Genomic DNA, 17,293 nt, shown 5'->3' on the forward strand with positions numbered 1-17,293 from the left:
TGCGGAGGGCGGTGCGCGGGCGCGCGCTCGGATGCCACCGCGGGCGATGTTCGCGTCCTGTCCGCCGGTGACGCCCGTCTTTCCCGCCTGCCGGTGGTGCGCGCGTGTCCCGTCCGCCGGTGACGCGCTTGGCCTGCCGGTGGCGCGCCCGTCTCCCGTCTGCCGGTGGCCGCCGGCTAAGGCCCTGACGCCTCATCCGGTGGCCACCGCGGGTGCGCAGCGGCTGCTCGCGCAGTTTCCCCGCGCCCCTCGGGGCGCCCCGGGAAGGGGTGCCCCGTCACTCAGGCGGTTCTCAGGCGGTTTCTCAGACGTCGGCCGCCTGCGCCCGCAGCGCCCGCTCCACGCCGGCGCGTGATTCGAGGACCACGCGCCGCAGGGCGGCGCTCGGCGACGCGGACGCCAGCCACTCGTCCGTGGCCGCCAGCGTCGCCTCCTCGACCTGAACCGCCGGGTACAGGCCGTGCGCGATCTGCTGCGCCATCTCGTGGGAACGGCTGTCCCAGGCGTCCTTCACCACGGCGAAGTACTTCTCCGTGTACGGCGCCAGCAGCTCCTGCTGGTCGGTCTGGACGAACCCGCCGATCACCGCCTCCTGGAGCGCGTTCGGCAGCTTGTCGGACTCCACCACCGCCTCCCACGCCTCTGCCTTCGCCTCGGCGGTGGGCCGTGCCGCTCGCGCCGTCGCGGCGTGCCGCTCGCCGGCCGCCGTCCTGTCGCGCTCGTACTCCGCGGAGATCTCCGCCTCGTCGTACCGTCCCACCGCCGCGAGCCGCTGCACGAACGCCCAGCGCAGCTCGGTGTCGACGGCCAGGCCCTCGATGGTCTGGGTACCTTCGAGCAGCGCTTCGAGCAGGTCGAGCTGCTCGGGTCCGCGTGCCGTCGCCGCGAAGGCACGCGCCCAGGCCAGTTGGTGGTCGCTGCCCGCCTCGGCGGCCCGCAGGTGCGCGAGGGTCGCCTCGGTCCAGCGGGTCAGCCCCGCCTCGCGCCACGACGGGTTCGCGTACAGGTCGAGTGCCAGCTTCACCTGGCGGTGCAGCGACTGGACGACGCCGATGTCCGACTCCTTGCCGATGCCGGACAGCACCAGGTCCAGATAGGCGCGGGTGGGCAGCTCCGCGTCGCGGGTCATGTCCCACGCCGCCGCCCAGCACAGGGCCCGTGCGAGGCCGGACTCGAAGTCGCCCAGGTGCTCGACGACGGTCCTGAGGGACGCCTCGTCGAGCCGGACCTTGGCGTAGGAGAGGTCGTCGTCGTTGAGCAGGACCACCGCGGGCCTCGGCCTGCCCAGCAGCTCGGGCACCCCGGTCAGCTCGCCGTCGACGTCGAGTTCCAGGCGCTCTGCGCGCACCAGCCTGCGGGTGCCCTCGTCGTCGTCCGCGAGGTCGTAGAGGCCGATCGCGATGCGGTGCGGGCGCAGCGTCGCCTCGCCCTTGGCGCCGGACGGCAGCGCGGGCGCCTCCTGGCGGACCGCGAAGGAGGTGAAGACGCCCGCGTCGTCGGTCTCGAACTCGGGCCGCAGGATGTTGATGCCCGCCGTCTCCAGCCACAGCTTCGACCAGGTCTTCAGGTCCCGCCCCGAGGTCTCCTCCAGGGCGGTGAGCAGGTCGCTCAGCCGGGTGTTGCCGAACGCGTGCCGCTTGAAGTACGTCTGCACGCCGCGGAAGAACTCGTCCTGGCCGACATAGGCCACCAACTGCTTGAGGACGCTCGCGCCCTTGGCGTAGGTGATGCCGTCGAAGTTCACCAGGACGTCGTCGAGGTCGTTGATCTCGGCCATGATCGGGTGGGTGGACGGCAACTGGTCCTGCCGGTAGGCCCAGGTCTTCATGGAGTTCGCGAACGTCGTCCAGGACTGCGGCCAGCGCGAGCCGGGCGCGTCCGCCAGGCAGGAGGCCTCGGCGAAGGTGGCGAACGACTCGTTCAGCCAGAGGTCGTTCCACCACTCCATGGTGACCAGGTCGCCGAACCACATGTGGGCCAGCTCGTGCACGATCGTCGTGGCGCGCATCTCGTAGGCCGCGTCCGTCACCTTCGAGCGGAAGACGTACTGGTCCCGGATGGTGACCGCGCCGGCGTTCTCCATCGCGCCGGCGTTGAACTCCGGCACGAACAACTGGTCGTACTTCAGGAACGGGTACGGGTAGTCGAACTTCTCCTGGAAGAAGTCGAACGCCACCCGGGTCACCTCGAAGATCGCGTCCGCGTCGAGGTACTCGGCGAGCGACGGACGGCAGTAGATGCCGAGCGGCACCCGCTGCCCGTCCTTCTCGTAGACGCTGTGCACCGCGTGGTAGGGGCCCGCGATCAGGGCCGTGATGTAGGAGGAGATGCGCGGCGTGGGCTCGAAGGCCCACACGCCGTCCACCGGCTCGGGCGCCGGGGAGTTGGAGACGACCGTCCAGCCGGCCGGCGCCTTGACGGTGAACTGGAAGGTCGCCTTGAGGTCCGGCTGCTCGAAGCTGGCGAAGACCCGGCGCGCGTCCGGCACCTCGAACTGCGTGTACAGGTACGCCTGCTGGTCCACCGGGTCGACGAACCGGTGCAGGCCCTCTCCGGTGTTCGTGTACGCGCAGTCGGCGACGACCGTCAGTTCGTTCGCGCCCGCCCGCAGGCCGGGCAGCGTGATGCGCGAGTCGGCGAAGGCGGTCTCGGGGTCGAGCGCCCCGCCGTTCAGCACGATCTCCCGGACCGCGGGCGCCACCAGGTCGATGAACGTCTCGGCACCCGCCTCGGCGGAGTCGAAGCGGACCGTGGTCCGCGACCGGTAGGTGCCCCCATCCTGCGCGCCGGAGAGATCGAGGTCGATCTCGTACGAGTGAACGGTGAGCAGCTTCGCCCGCTGCTGGGCCTCGTCTCGGGTCAGATTGGTGCCAGGCACTCGGTCATCTCCTCGTGGGTCAGAGCCTTTGCGGCCATCCTTCCACGTCGGGCTGTCGCCGCGGAGTGGCATCAGGGGTCCTACCATCGGTAGGATCACAAGTATGAAGATCAGTGTGAGCCTGCCGGAGGAAGACGTTTCCTTCGTGGACGAGTACGGCGAGAAGAACGACGCCGGCTCCAGGTCCGCCGTGATCCACACCGCCATCCGGATGCTTCGCGACGCATCCCTGGAGGACCAGTACCTGGCCGCCTGGGACGAGTGGTACGCGAGCGGGGAGGCCGAACCCTGGGGCGGGACCGTGCAGGACGGCTTCGCGGACGAGGACCGGACCGATCGGTGAGGCGCGGTGACATCTGGCTCGTGGACCTCGAACCCGCCCGGGGCCGCGAGACCGGCACACTGTCCCCTGCCGTGCTCGTCACCAACGACGCGGCCAACCGGGCGGCCGCCCGAGGGGGCCGGGGCGTCCTCGCGGTGGTCCCCGTCACCTCGAACACCGCGCGGATCCTGCCGTTCCAGGTGCTGCTCGACGCGGGGAACTGCGGGCTGGAACGGGATTCCAAGGCCCAGTGCGAGCAGATCCGCGCCCTGGACTTCAGCAGGTTCCGCCATCTGGTCGGGGCCGTTCCGCCCAAGGCCCTGGCCGAGATCGACGGGGCGCTGCGCAGGCAGCTCGCCCTCTGAGGCACGGGCGCGGGTGCGGGCCCGGCGCCATGTCCGTAATCCGCCGGTGCGCGAGGGCGTCCGGGCGGATGCTCGGTGCATGACCACGCACACCGCATCCCGCCTCGCCCACACCGCCCGCCCCATCGAGCCGGCCGCACTGGCCGAGCTGCGCCGCACCGACGACGCCGGCCGCCCCTGCGTCCCGTACACCGCGGCCGATCCCGACGCCGGCAGTCCGCTGCGCTGCTGCCTGCGGGCGATCCGGCCCGGTGAGCGCATCGCCCTCGTGTCGTACGCACCGCTGCGGCGGTGGGCGGCGGACACCGGCGCCCGGCCGGGGGCCTACGACGAGCAGGGCCCCGTCTTCATCCACGCCCGGCCCTGCGCGGGCCCCGCCGCCGACCCGGACGGCTACCCCTTCGCCAGGACGGGTGCGCTGCGCACCGTGCGCCGCTACGACTCCCGGGGACGCATCGCGGGAGGCCGGCTGCTGGAGATCCCCGAGGACGCCGTCGCCGGCTTCGACGCGGCCTTCGCGGAGGCGTTCGCCGACCCGGACGTGGCCCTGGTGCACGTCCGCGCCGTCGAGTACGGCTGCCTGCACTTCGAGGTGCGCAGGCCCTGACACACGCCCGACGCGGGTGCACGCGCGCGGGGCACCGACAGTAAGCGGCCACCGCGGGCAAGGGGTGCCCGGGTGAGCGGGGCGCCACGGGCAGGTGGGGCAGCACGGGCAGGCGCGGCCTCGGGTAAGGGGCGGCCGCACAGGGCGGCGCCCCTTACCCGGGTCCCGCGGCCGGGTCAGGCGGCCGCGGCCGTCAGCTCCCGCGCCACCAGTTCCGCGACCTGCACGGCGTTCAGCGCGGCCCCCTTGCGGAGGTTGTCGCTGGACACGAAGAGGGACAGGCCGTTGTCCACCGTCTCGTCGGCACGGATCCGGCCCACGTACGAGGGGTCCCTGCCGGCGGCCTGGAGCGGGGTGGGAATGTCGGAGAGCTCCACGCCGGGAGCGGCGGCCAGCAGCTCACGGGCGCGCTCGACGCTCAGCGGGCGGGCGAAGCGGGCGTTTATCTGGAGGGAGTGCCCGGAGAAGACCGGGACCCGTACACAGGTGCCGGACACCTTGAGCGCGGGGACCTGGAGGATCTTGCGGGACTCGTGGCGGAGCTTCTGCTCCTCGTCCGTCTCGCCGAGGCCGTCGTCGACGAGCGAGCCGGCGAAGGGCAGCACGTTGAAGGCGATGGGGCGCTTGTAGACGCTCGGCTCGGGGAAGTCGACCGCCGTGCCGTCGTGCGTCAGCTTGTCCGCCTCGGGGACCACCTTCTGGGTCTGCCCGTGCAGCTCCGCGACGCCCTTGAGCCCGGATCCGGACACCGCCTGGTAGGTCGCGACCACCAGCGCCTCCAGGCCCGCCTCGGCGTGCAGCGGCTTCAGCACCGGCATGGCGGCCATCGTGGTGCAGTTCGGGTTGGCGATGATCCCCTTGGGGCGGTGGGCCGCCGCCTGCGGGTTCACCTCGGACACGACCAGCGGGACGTCGGGGTCGCGGCGCCAGGCGGAGGAGTTGTCGATCACCACGGCGCCCTGGCCCGCGACCTTCTCCGCCAGCGCCTTCGAGGTCGCGCCGCCCGCCGAGAAGAGGACGATGTCCAGACCGGTGTAGTCGGCGGTGGCGGCGTCCTCCACCGTCACCGCGGTGCCCTTCCAGTCGAGCGTGGAACCGGCGGAGCGTGCCGAGGCGAACAGGCGCAGCTCCTTCACCGGGAAGTCCCGCTCGGCGAGGATCCTGCGCATGACCGTGCCCACCTGACCGGTGGCTCCGACGATTCCGACCCTCACGGGGACTCTCCTTAGCTCGCTGTCATGGTCCGGCCGCCCGCCCTGGCGGTCATGCGAACCGTGTCCGGCAATCCATGATGCGTATGTCCGTGGCCACCCTGTCCAATCGTTTGTCCGCCAGGTGGGAAACGTGACCAGCGCCACGTCCCCCGTCCGGACCCGGCCGGGCCCCCGGCGAACGGATCAGGGCGGGCGCCCACCGGCGCCCGCCCCGTCCGTCATGCCCAGGGCACCGAGTGCCCCGGTGGCCGCGTCACTGCGTGACCTTCCCGATCGTCACGCTCGCCGTACCGGCGACCATGCCGCGCTCGTTCAGCATCTGGAGCTCACCGAAGAGCTGCCGCCCCTCGGCGGCCGGCGCCTTGGCCACGACCTCCGCGGAGATCTCCGCCGACGCGCCGTTGGCCAGCTTCACGTGCTGCGACGGGTCGACCGAGACCTGGCCGAGGGAGGTCGAGTAGAAGACGTCGCGGTAGTCGTACGCCGTCGAGCCGGACGGCACCGAGTAGCCCACGACCTCGACGGTGTAGGTCCCCGGATCCGGGTTCGAGATGCTCACCGCCTCCTCGGAGTCGCCGTCCGCGGACTGCGCGACGACGTTGCCGTCCGCGTCGTAGACCGTGAGGTCGAGGTCGGCCGACGCGTCCGAGACGCCGCCGATGGCCGCGTCGAGGCTCTCGGCGCCCTCGGGGACCACGACCTCGGTGGTCCGGGTCTCGCCCTCACCGATCGAGGGACGGGCCGTCTCCGCCGAGCCGAGCGCACCGCCCGCCAGGGTGCCGTCGACGGCGGCGAAGCCGTTCGTGGCCTTCCAGGACACCTTGGCCGCAGTGCCGGCCTCGGCCTCCGGGACCGTCTGCACGGCCGGGTCGAAGGTCACGCCCAGCACCGCGACGTCGAGCCGGTACGGGTTGTCCAGCAGCGGCGACGTGCGGCGCGCCTCCACCTCGACCTCCCAGACCCCGGGCTGCGGGTCCGCGTACGAGCGCAGGTCCGGACGGCATACGTTGTCCGGGTTGTCGTAGTTCGGGTAGCAGCTCGGGGTGGAGGTGTCGTCGGAGGGCACCCCGTACGGGTGGATCGCTATGAACCTGGTCTGGCTGTCCTTCGCCAGGCCGCCCAGCGATATCTGGAGGTTCTCGGCGCCCTCGGGCACCGTCAGGAAGTACGACCGGGTGCTGTTGCGCTGCACCGAGCCGGACTCCGTGGCGGTGTAGGCAGGGCCCGCGAGCGGCTTCGACACCACCACGGTGGCCAGGATCTGCTGGTCGACGCCCTCGGTGCGGGTGTCGTCCACCGCCAGGATCGCGCTGTGTACGCCCGAGGAGCGCGGGTGCGCCTCCACGCGGACGGTCACCGCCTTGTGCAGCGGCAGTACGACGCTGTCCCCGCCCAGGACGCGGAACGTGCCGTCGTCGTTCCTCAGGCGCAACTGGTGGCGGATGCCGCCGGCCGGACCCGACGTACGGGTGAGCGTCACGGCGTAGGTCTTCTTCTGGCCGGTCCTGAGCCCGCCCTCGCGGTCGTAGACGCCGACGCCGGAGTCCGGGGTCGCCAGGGAGCCGGAGAGCACCGTGTCGACGGGCGCCTTCACCGTGAAGGAGTGGGTGTCCTGGGTGTGCGTACGCGCGCCCCGCTCGATGGCCTTCCAGGCGCCCACGACGTCGAGCAGCCCCGCGCCCTCGCGGTAGGCCTGGACGCCCTCGATGTGCTTCGCGGTGGACGTCAGCGCGGTGCGCAGCGTCGCCGGGCTGAGCGTGATGTGCTCCTTCTTCGCCGCCGACAGCAGCAGCGCGACACCGCCCGCGGCCTGCGGCGAGGCCATCGAGGTGCCCTGGAGCATCGAGTAGCCGGCCGGCAGGCGGTAGCCGGCCTCGGCGACCGGGGCGCCCGGCAGCCAGGTCTGGGTGGAGTTGACCGCGGCGCCGGGCGCGGAGATCGTCGGTGCGAAACCGCCGTCCTCACGCGGCCCCGCCGACGAGAACGGCATCATCGCGTACGGCGTCTTCACCTGCGAGCCGTAGTCGGCCGCCCACGTCTCCTTGGAGACGGCGGCGCCCACCGAGACGACCTTGTCGGCAAGGCCCGGGTCGCCGATCGTGTTGACGCCGGGGCCGTCGTTCCCGGCGGATATCACGAGCTGCACGCCGTAGGTGTCGATGAGGCGGGTGTACAGCTCGGCGCGGGCGTTGTTGGCGTCGTTGAGCGCGGGCAGGCCGCCTATGGACATGTTGACGACGTCGACGCCGCGGTTGGCCACCAGGTCGATCATGCCCTCGGTGAGCGCGACGTTGGTGCAACTGCCGGTCCAGGTGCAGGCCCGCGACGAGACGATCTGCGCGCCGGGTGCCGCGCCGTTCATCGCCCCGCCGAACAGGCCGTTCGCCGCGGTGATGCCCGCGACGTGGGTGCCGTGCTCCGCCTCTATGACGCCGATGTTGACGAAGTCGGCCTTCTTGCCGACCCAGTCGCCGCCGTAGGGGTCCATGGGGACGTCCTTGCGGATCTCCACCACGAACGGGATCTGCTCGACGACGTCCGTGGCCGGGTCGTCCGTGCCGAAGTGGGCGACCTGGTGGCTCTCCTTGTACGGCTTCATGGCGGTGTCGTCCGTGAAGTCGTGGTCGCCGTCCAGGTCGACGCGTACCGTGCCCGCGGCCGGGTCGTAGAGCACGCCCCAGGAGTCGGTGGTGTCGCCGTCCCGGTTGAGGTCGCCCTTCGCGTCACCGCCGAGCGATGCGGACTCCTTGAAGACGCTCACCTGGTAGGAGCCCGCCGGTGCCGTCCAGGAGGTGCCGTTGTAGGTGAAGGCGGGGCCCTCGACCGGGTTGACCATGGGGCGCCAGGTCGCGTCGCCGTCCAGGATCGGGTCGGTCGACGTCACCCAGTCGACGATCTTCCGCTGGCCCGTGGTCGTCTTCTGCAGCGCCGGGTGGGCGAGGTCGACCCCGGAGTCCAGGATGCCGATGGTGACGCCGCGGCCGTCGGCCTTCGGGTGCTGCTTCACGAAGTCGACGGCACCGGTCTCGAAGGACGGGTTGTAGGGGTTCTTGGCGGGGGTGTGCCGGTCGGGAGCCGGATAGCCGGCCTTCGGCGCCCCGCCGGCCCCCTCGGCGCTCCGCGCACCGCCCGCGCCGGCCGGACGCGGGTCGTCCAGCTTGATCTCCTGGCGCAGGTCGATGCCGTGCACGGTGGACAGCTTCTCCGCCGACGCGATCGCCGCGTCCGCGCGGGAGGTCGGCACGGTCGCGCGGACGTAGCCGAGCTTGTCGTACACCCGGCCGACGGAGCCACCCCTGACGGCCTTCAGCCGGCCGGCGACCTCGCCGGTGGCGCCCGGCGCGGTCGCGATCATCATCGTGACGTTCTTCTGGCCCGCGGCCTTGGCGTCGGCCAGCAGGTCCGCGTCCGCGGAACCGAGCTTGTCGCCGGCCGACTTGACCACGGGGGCCGGGCCGGGGCCCGTGTCGGCCGAGAAGGCCCGGGGGAGTGGGCCGCCCGCTGACAGGACGGCCACCAGGCCCGCGGCCAGGGCCACACGGGCCGTACGTCTGGAGCGCGCACCGGAGTCCGGTGCGCGGTGGTACTCATGACTCATCATTCGGCATCCCTGCTGCGTGAAGGGTCGAATCGAGCGTGAAGTCCGGTATGTGGGTGCCGGATGCGCGCTCGTCCTGATCTAATCACCGGCAGGCCGCGCGGAGTTGCCCAAGCGGAAATGAGACCGCGGCGTAATGAGTCCCCGTGCGCCGACGGGCGCGCGCCCGTCGCGCGCCCTAACGTGCGCCCATGCACAAAGAACTCAGGGTCGCGGCCTACGCGGTGTGCGTACGGGACGGGCAGGTGCTGCTGGCCCGCTGGGTCAACCGCCGCGACGGCCGGAAACGGTGGACGCTGCCGGGCGGCGGCATGGAGCACGGCGAGGACCCCTACGACACCGTGATACGCGAGGTCGACGAGGAGACCGGGTACACCGTGACCCCTCTCGCACTGCTCGGCGTGGACTCGCTGCTCCGCCAGTACCCGCGCAGACTCGGCGGCACCGCGGACTTCCACGGACTGCGCATCGTCTACGAGGGCCGGATCACGGGTGGTGAGCTGCGCAGCGAGACCGGCGGCTCCACGGACCTCGCCGCCTGGCACCCCCTGGAGGAGGTGACAGCCCTCGACCGGGTGGAACTGGTCGACGTGGGCCTCGCCCTGTGGCGCGACCGGCCCGCCGACGGCAGGGCCCCGCTACCCCGGGAGATGAACTCCCCGTAACCGTTCTCCCTCCGGCGGACAAGGGCCGCATGGCCACCGGAGACGGCCGAGATCCACGTCAAAGGATCGGTGTCGGCCGTTGCCGTCGAGTTAACGCGCAGGTCACCCCAGGTGCCAACCATCGAGTGGAGCGGGAGGTTCGGGTCCCGAGCCCCCCGCGACCACTGCCGACGCGTTCGCACCCGGGGAGGCCGCGCCATGCCGCGCCTACGCTCTGTCGCCAATGCGGCCAATGCGGCCGCCGCGGCCGCCAGGAAGGTCGACCGCCGCACCCTGCTGGCCGCCGCCGGCGGGCTCTCGCTCAGTGCCGGGATCGGCTGTGCGCTCGGCCTCGGCGGCAGCGAGGCCGCCGGTGCCACCGCACCGGCGGCCGGCTCCCGCAAGGCCCCGCCCCCGCCGCCGGCCCCCTACACCGCGGGCACCACCCTGGACACCGTCGCCGCGCCCACGGGCCGGGAGGGCTACCGGCGGCTCGGCCGCGGCCCCGCCTGGCAGCGCACGGTACGCGCCGAGCTGGCCGCGCCGCACCGCGGCCGGGCCGGGCGGCGCACCGCCCTGGCCGCGTTCGTCCAGCTCACCGACCTGCACCTGGCCGACGTCCAGCATCCGCTGCGCCTGGAGTACCTGCGCCGGCACGTCACCAACGGCTGGCGGCCGCACGAGGCGCTCACCGTCGCGGGCGCCGTCTCCCTGGTGGAACGGGTCAACGCGTTGCGCGGCGCACCGGTGACCGGTGCCCCGCTGCAGTTCGTGATGACCACCGGTGACAACACCGACAACAACGCACGCTGCGAACTGGACTGGTTCCTGACCACCATGAGCGGTGGAGCGATCACGCCCAACACCGGCGACCCGCACCGTTACGAGGGTGTCCAGGACAGCGGCCTCGCGCTCTACTGGCAGCCGCAGGACGCGGCACTGCGCGACGCCGACAAGCAACTCGGCTTCCCGCACCTGCCCGGCTTCCTCGACGCCGCGATCCGCGGCCTGCGCAGTCCCGGGCTCGACCTCCCCTGGTACTCGACGGTCGGCAACCACGACGCGCTCGCCGGCGGCTGCTACGGCGGCGGCGACTCGTACCTGGCCGAGTTCGCCGTCGGCGACCGCAAGCTGTTCAGTCTGCCCGGGGCCGAGACCAAGGCGGTCTACAACGGCATCCACCAGGCCACCGATCCCACCGGCGGACTGCTGGAGCAGGTGCTGCGCGGTCAGGCCAGGCACATGCGGACCGTCACCCCCGACGCGTCCCGAGCGCCCTTCACCGCCGCCGAGTACGTGGCGGCCCACCTCGATCCCGCCCACCGCGGCCCGGGCCCCCTCGGCCACGGCTACACCGCCGACAACCTGGCGTCCGGCACCCGGTACTACACGTTCCGCGTGTCCGACGACGTGCTCGGCATCAGCCTGGACACCACCGACCCCGGCGGAGCCTACGAGGGGTCGATCGGCGGCGAGCAACTGGCCTGGCTGGAGCGGACCCTCAAGGCGAACAGGGACACGTACACCCTCGTCTTCAGCCACCACACCAGTGCCAGCATGGGCAATCTGCGCCCCGACCCCGCGCGCCCGCACGACACCCGGCACGGCGGGGCCGAACTGCTCGACCTGCTCGGCCGCCATCCGCGCGTGCTGGCCTGGATCAACGGCCACAGCCACCGCAACGAGATCACCCCGCACGGCACGTTCTGGGAGGTCACCACCGCCTCCCACGTGGACTACCCGCAGCTCGCCCGGGTGATCGAGCTGGTGGACAACCGGGACGGCACGCTCTCGCTCCTCACCACCCTCGTCGAGTCCGCCGCCCCGCACCGCACGGACTTCGCCGACCTCTCGGCGCCCGGCCTCGCCGCGCTCTACCGCGAACTCGCCTTCAACGCCCCCGGCGGGCGTACGGACCTGGCGGGCGACCCCGGGGACCGAAACACGGAACTGGTGCTGCGCGCCTGACGCACCCGGTGGGTCCCGGTGCCCCCGCCGGACCGGGTGGGCCCGGCGGGGCCGGGGCGGCGGAGCCCGCGGCGGGGCCAGCATCGCCGCCGGGGCCCGGCGGGGGCGGGGCGTCCGATCGGGATCCGGCCCGCCGGCGGGGCGTCCGGTGGGGCGCGCTCACCGCGGCAGGACGCGCACGTACGCCGCGGGGTCGCGGTCGGCCGACGCCATCAGGGCGGTCCGCACCACCACGGCCTGCTCGCCGGGCGACTCCCACAGCGCCCGCGGCGGCACCCGCACCACCACGATGCCCAGCCGTTCCAGGTGCTCGCGACGGCGGGCGAACTCGGCCCACAGCACGTCCTCCCCGAAGCGGCCGCCGTCCGTCCGCGGCGCCTCGGTGTCCAGTTCGAGGGCGACGGCGTGGCCGGGCCAGTAGGCGTCGACGGCGCCGAGGTGCGGACCGCCGGGCAACTGGAGGTCGACGTTCCACAGCGGCTCCGGGAGCTGGTGCCCGTGCACCGTGCGGTACAGCAGGTCCTCGGCGAGCGGGCGGTGCCCGTCGAGCAGCATCTCGACCGCCTCGGCCACGTGCGGCAGCTCCAGCAGGTGGGCGCTCCGCAGCTCCGCCGCCACCCCGGTCACGTCGCAGTGTCCGCCGTGCACCGCCTCCGCGAGCACGCCGTGCACCGCGGCGGTGCCGGCGAGCCGCGCCACCGCGTCGGCGAGCGCCCGGGGCACCGGCGCCACCGGCACGCCTCTGACGCGGTTCGGGTCGGGCAGCCGCGCACAGCGCACCAGCCGTGCGAAGGAGACCGACCGCAGCCGCCGGGTGCGCGGCACCAGCACGTCGATGCCCTCCAGCGCGGGCAGCGGGGGAGCGGACATGAACCGGTGCAGGGCGAGGGCCGCCAGACCGGTGATCATCGCCTCGCCGTACGGCTCACCGCAGCAGGCCGCGCCGCGCCGTGCGGGAACCGGACGGGCGGCGGCCGCCGGGGCGTGCGCGTGCGGGTCCGATGCGTGGGGACCTGCTGCGCGCGGGGCCGGCGTGTGGGGACCTGCTGCGTGCGGGGCCGGCGTGTGGGGACCTGCTGCGTGCGGGCTTGGCGCCTGCGGGCCCGGTTCTTGCGGGCCCGGTGCCCGACGGTGCGGGGTCTGCCGGGCGGGCTCCTGCGGGCCCGGCTCCTGCACACCTGGCTCCTGTGGGCCGGGCTGCCCCGCTTTCCACCGGCCGGGCTGGGCGGACTCCCACCGGTCCGGCGAGGCGGGCTCCTGCTCGGCGACCGCCTGCTGGGCGGGCAGGGCGGGCAGCGGGGCGGACGACGGCGACCGCACCGCGTACAGCAGTGCGGCGTGCAGCCGCTCCTCGCCGGACGGCGGCCCCGGGTGCAGCAGGAAGACGCCCGGCAGGAGCTGCTGCCAGCCGCCGCCGGGGCGGCACCGCTCACGTGCCTGTGCGAGCGGGACGCCGTGCGCCCGCAGTTGCGCGCTGCTGAGCACCCGCCGCTGTGCCTGGCAGAGATGGCTCAAGGGGTGGGGGGAGACCGGGCTGTCGTGGCTCATGCCCGCAATGTCCCCACTGCGGAGCCCGCAACGAACCGCTGTTACCAACCCGTCGACAAACCCAGACAACACCCCCGGAACCTCCGAAAGCGTGTCCGTCAGGCGGATGTTGACCGCCCGCGGCCGTCACCCGGCAGCCGCGTCCGCCTGCTGCCCCCTGAGCGCCCTGGCCAGGTCGTCCCGGCACTCCAGCACCAGCCGCCGCAGCGCGGGCGGCGCGTCCTCGTGCGCCGAGAGCCAGGCGTCGGCCGACTCCAGGGCACCCGCCCCCTGAAGCATCGGGAAGAAGTCCCGCACCACGTGCATCGCGATCTCGATCGAGCGCTCCTCCCAGATCCGCGCGAGCACCCCGAAGTACTTCTGCGCGTACGGCGCGGTCAGCTCGCGCTGCGACGGCTGGGAGAACCCGGCGATCACCGCCTCGACCAGGGCGTTGGAGAGCCGATCCGACTCCACCACGGACGCCCAGGACTCCGCCTTGACCTCCGCGGACGGGCGCGCCGCCAGGCACCGCACCTGGTGCCGCCTGCCCGACGCGGTGTCGTCCCTGGCCAGCTCGGCCGCGAGCGCGCCCTCGTCGGCGGCGCCGTGCACGGCGAGCGGCTCCAGGAACGTCCAGCGCAGCTCCTGGTCGACCTGGAGGCCGTCCACGACCGTGGTGCCGTCCAGCAGGCCCTGGAGGAGCTCCAGGTCGGCCTTGTCGCTCGCCACCGAGGCGAAGAACCGTGCCCAGGAGAGCTGCTGCTCACTGCCCGGCGCCGCCAGCCGCAGCTCGCGCAGCGCGCCCTGGGCCAGCAGCCTGCCGCCCTCCTCGCGCCACTCGGGAGCCGCGTAGTGCACCACGGCGGACCGCGCCCAGGAGTGCAGCATCTGGAGCACTCCGATCGCGCTCTCCCGGCCCGCGAACCGCAGCACCAGGGAGACGAACTCCCGCGCCGGCAGCAGCGCGTCCCGCGTGAGGCTCCACAGCGCCGACCAGCACAGGGCGCGCGGCAACGGCTCCATGACGTCGCCGAGGCCCTCCCGGAGGGTGTCCAGCGAGTTCTCGTCGAAGCGGATCTTGCAGTACGTGAGGTCGTCGTCGTTGACGAGGACGAGCTCCGGGGCCTCGGCACCGGCCAGTTCGGCGACCACCGTGCGCGCCCCGTCGACGTCGGCCGCCGCGCTCGCGTACCGCACCAGGGCGCCCGGCTCGACGCCCTCCAGCTCGGCGCGCCGGTACAGGCCCACCCGCACCCGGTGCGGGCGGAGCGTGGGATGCGACTCGGGGGCCTCCTGGACGACGGCCAGCTCCGTGACGCGTCCGTCGGCGTCCAGGACCACCTGCGGCGTGAGCGAGACGACGCCGGCGGTCTGCAGCCAGGCGCGGGACCAGGCCGCCATGTCGCGCCCCGAGGTCTCCTCGAGCACCGACAGCAGGTCGCCCAGGCGGGTGTTGCCGTAGGCGTGCCGCTTGAAGTAGCGGCGGGCGCCCTCCAGGAAGGCGTCCTGGCCCACGTAGGCCACCAGTTGCTTGAGCACCGAGGCGCCCTTAGCGTAGGTGATCCCGTCGAAGTTGAGCTTGGCGTCCTCCAGGTCGCGGATGTCCGCCGTGACGGGGTGGGTGGACGGCAGTTGGTCCGCGCGGTACGCCCATGCCTTGCGGTTGTTGGCGAAGGTGACCCAGCCGTTCGTGAACCTGGTGGCCTCCACCAGCGAGAAGGAGCCCATGAAGTCGGCGAAGGACTCCTTGAGCCACAGGTCGTCCCACCAGCGCATGGTCACGAGGTCGCCGAACCACATGTGCGCCATCTCGTGCAGGATCACGTTGGCGCGGCGCTCGTACGCCGCCTGGGTCACCCGGCCGCGGTAGATGTACTCCTCACGGAAGGTGACGCAGCCCGGGTTCTCCATGGCGCCCAGGTTGTACTCGGGCACGAACGCCTGGTCGTACTTGCCGAAGGGGTACGGGTAGCCGAAGTGGTCGTGGAAGAAGTCCAGGCCCTGCTTGGTGACCAGGAAGACGTCGTCCGCGTCGAAGTACCGGGCCAGGGCCTTGCGGCACATCGCGCCGAGCGGGATCCGCAGCGTGCTGCCGTCCTCCAGGGTGCGGGTCCAGGAGTCGGTCACATAGTGGTACGGCCCCGCGACGACCGCCGTGATGTAGGTGGAGATCGGCTTGGTCTCGGCGAACCGCCAGACGGAGTCGACGAGTTCGCCCGTGCCGTTGCTCCACACCCGCCACCCCTGGGGCGCGGTCACCTCGAAGCGGAAGGGCGCCTTGAGGTCCGGCTGCTCGAAGTTGGCGAAGACGCGGCGGGCGTCCGCGGGCTCGTACTGGGTGTACAGGTACACCTCGCCGTCCTCCGGGTCCACGAAGCGGTGCAGGCCCTCGCCGGTGCGGCTGTAGGCGCACTGGGCGTCGACCACCAGTTCGTTCTCCGCGGCGAGGTCCTCCAGGGTGATCCTGCTGCCGTCGAAGACGGCCGCCGGGTCGAGGTCGCGGCCGTTCAGGGACAGGGCCGTGACGCTCGGCGCGATGAGGTCCGCGAAGGTGCCGGCGCCCGGCTCCGCACAGCGGAACCTGATCGTGGTGACCGAGCGGAAGGTGCGCGGCGCGTCCTCGTCGGCGCCGGGCGCCCCGCCCACCGCGGAGCGCACGTCGAGCGCGACCTCGTAGGCGTCCACCGACAGCAGTGCGGCCCGCTCGCGGGCCTCGTCGCGGGACAGGTTCTCACCGGGCACGGGCGGCACTCCCTCGTGGCTTGCTGGCTTGCGTCTCGAACGGCTCTCGTACGGCTCGGCGGCTCGCCGCCCCGGGCCCACGCCGGGTGACGCGCGTAACCGGAACGGCGCACGGTGTGCGGACAGGCACCGATCCTGCCATGGACGACCGATGGCGCACACCGGGAATGGCATGGGTGACCAGTGGCGTTGCCGCAGGGGGAGGACGACGCGTGCCGCATCCCGGGCTCCGGGAGCCGTGGCACGGGCCGTACCACCTGCAAGATCAGCCGTACGGCAGGTGCGCCCGAGTGGCGCCCGGCCCCTGATGAGGCTGCGCTTCCATGAGGAGAATCATGACCGAGAAGACTCCCGTCGACTTCTGGTTCGACCCGCTCTGCCCCTGGGCCTGGATGACCTCCCGCTGGGTGCTGGAGGTGGAGAAGGTGCGGGACATCGAGGTCCGCTGGCACGTGATGAGCCTCGCGGTGCTCAACGAGCCCAAGCTGGACACGCTCCCGGAGCACTACCGGGAGGGCATGAAGAAGGCCTGGGGCCCGGTGCGCGTGGTGATGGCTGCCCAGGATCAGCACGGTGAGGAGGTGCTGGGCAAGCTCTACACGGCCCTGGGCACCCGCTTCCACAACCGTGGCGAGGGCCCCACCCGGGAGGCCGTCCTGGGCGCCCTGGAGGACAGCGGCCTGCCCGCCTCCCTCGCCGACTACGCCGACTCCGACGAGTACGACACCCAGTTGCGCGCCTCGCACAAGGTGGGCATCGACAAGGTGGGCGAGGAGGTCGGCACCCCGGTGATCGCGGTACCCGGCCCGGAGGGCGAGGAGGTCGCCTTCTTCGGCCCGGTCGTCACTCCCGCGCCCAAGGGCGAGGCGGCGGCCCGGCTCTGGGACGGCACCCTGATGGTCGCCTCGACCCCCGGCTTCTACGAGATCAAGCGCACCCGTACGGTGGGCCCGATCTTCGACTGAGTTCCCGGTGCTGCCCGCTCCCGGTCCCTTCCGGGGCCGGTTCGGGCGTATGGATGGGAAAGGCCCCCGCGAGTCGCTCTCGCGGGGGCCTTCCCCTTCCGCCCGCCGTGTGAACGGTGAGAAGACGATCACCAGCAGGGCGCCCGGCCACACTCCCGGCCGCACGGCGACCGGGGCGGGCACGGGGTCACGGGGCCGTGGGCCACGGGGCCACGGCGTTCGAGCGGTGGGGCGCCAGGGGGCCGGGGCGTCGGGAACTCGCGCGGGCCGAGGCGGGCGCAGGGGCAGGGGCAGGAGGTCACGGGGCGAGCAGCGCGGCGTCGCCCCGCTCCTCGGCGGCCGTGCGGCGGCGGGCCACATCTTATTGCAAATATCTCGCAGGTGCATGGTAGTGGCAGTCCGGTCGGTGTGCCCCGGAAACGCACGGGAGGACGGGCCCCGGCGGTGGCCGCACCCGGCG

At 72.8% G+C, this 17,293-nt stretch carries 11 protein-coding genes; 6 read left to right on the forward strand and 5 right to left on the reverse strand.

Annotation, left to right across the window (positions count from 1 at the left end; all coding sequences use genetic code 11):
- Positions 1–304: 304 nt before the first annotated feature.
- Positions 305–2,878 (reverse strand): aminopeptidase N, encoded by a 2,574-nt coding sequence (gene pepN / locus IE313_RS30240; protein WP_189937867.1) that lies wholly within the window; start codon positions 2,876–2,878, stop codon positions 305–307.
- Positions 2,879–2,981: 103 nt separating this feature from the next.
- On the opposite strand from pepN (IE313_RS30240), the gene IE313_RS30245 reads away from it, so the two are divergent.
- From IE313_RS30245 to IE313_RS30255, 3 genes are all read left to right on the forward strand, one after another.
- The gene (locus tag IE313_RS30245; protein ID WP_189937869.1) at positions 2,982–3,221 is read left to right on the forward strand and encodes a ribbon-helix-helix domain-containing protein; all 240 of its coding nucleotides are present in this window, start codon (positions 2,982–2,984) and stop codon (positions 3,219–3,221) included.
- A complete protein-coding gene (locus tag IE313_RS30250; RefSeq protein ID WP_189937871.1) occupies positions 3,218–3,565 on the forward strand; it encodes a type II toxin-antitoxin system PemK/MazF family toxin in 348 nt (115 codons plus the stop codon). The genes IE313_RS30245 and IE313_RS30250 overlap by 4 nt, the downstream gene beginning before the upstream one ends.
- Positions 3,566–3,644: 79 nt before the next feature.
- Positions 3,645–4,172: a DUF1203 domain-containing protein gene (locus tag IE313_RS30255; RefSeq protein WP_189937873.1), complete on the forward strand. Its 528-nt coding sequence runs from the start codon at positions 3,645–3,647 to the stop codon at positions 4,170–4,172.
- 176 nt (positions 4,173–4,348) lie between these two features.
- On the opposite strand, the gene IE313_RS30260 is transcribed toward IE313_RS30255, so the two are convergent.
- Positions 4,349–5,386 (reverse strand): aspartate-semialdehyde dehydrogenase, encoded by a 1,038-nt coding sequence (locus IE313_RS30260; RefSeq protein ID WP_189937882.1) that lies wholly within the window; start codon positions 5,384–5,386, stop codon positions 4,349–4,351.
- A 253-nt stretch (positions 5,387–5,639) separates the two neighbouring features.
- Positions 5,640–8,984: a S8 family serine peptidase gene (locus tag IE313_RS30265; protein WP_189937917.1), complete on the reverse strand. Its 3,345-nt coding sequence runs from the start codon at positions 8,982–8,984 to the stop codon at positions 5,640–5,642.
- 191 nt (positions 8,985–9,175) lie between these two features.
- On the opposite strand from IE313_RS30265, the gene IE313_RS30270 reads away from it, so the two are divergent.
- Positions 9,176–9,649, forward strand: coding sequence for an NUDIX hydrolase (locus IE313_RS30270; RefSeq protein WP_189937883.1), 474 nt, complete (start codon positions 9,176–9,178; stop codon positions 9,647–9,649).
- A gap of 198 nt (positions 9,650–9,847) precedes the next feature.
- Positions 9,848–11,596: a TIGR03767 family metallophosphoesterase gene (locus IE313_RS30275; RefSeq protein WP_189937885.1), complete on the forward strand. Its 1,749-nt coding sequence runs from the start codon at positions 9,848–9,850 to the stop codon at positions 11,594–11,596.
- A 159-nt stretch (positions 11,597–11,755) separates the two neighbouring features.
- Here IE313_RS30275 and IE313_RS30280 read toward each other — a convergent pair whose 3' ends face one another.
- Both IE313_RS30280 and pepN (IE313_RS30285) read right to left on the reverse strand, forming a co-directional pair.
- Entirely contained in the window at positions 11,756–13,144 is a 1,389-nt protein-coding gene (locus tag IE313_RS30280) for a hypothetical protein (RefSeq protein ID WP_189937886.1), read from the reverse strand.
- A 126-nt stretch (positions 13,145–13,270) separates the two neighbouring features.
- Entirely contained in the window at positions 13,271–15,868 is a 2,598-nt protein-coding gene (pepN, locus tag IE313_RS30285) for an aminopeptidase N (RefSeq protein ID WP_189937888.1), read from the reverse strand.
- A gap of 335 nt (positions 15,869–16,203) precedes the next feature.
- Between pepN (IE313_RS30285) and IE313_RS30290 the strand changes: the two genes are divergently transcribed.
- Positions 16,204–16,833, forward strand: a complete 630-nt coding sequence (locus tag IE313_RS30290; RefSeq protein ID WP_189937890.1) for a mycothiol-dependent nitroreductase Rv2466c family protein — start codon at positions 16,204–16,206, stop codon at positions 16,831–16,833.
- Positions 16,834–17,293: the final 460 nt, after the last annotated feature.

The organism is Streptomyces sulfonofaciens (assembly GCF_014656295.1).
GTDB lineage: Bacteria > Actinomycetota > Actinomycetes > Streptomycetales > Streptomycetaceae > Streptomyces > Streptomyces sulfonofaciens.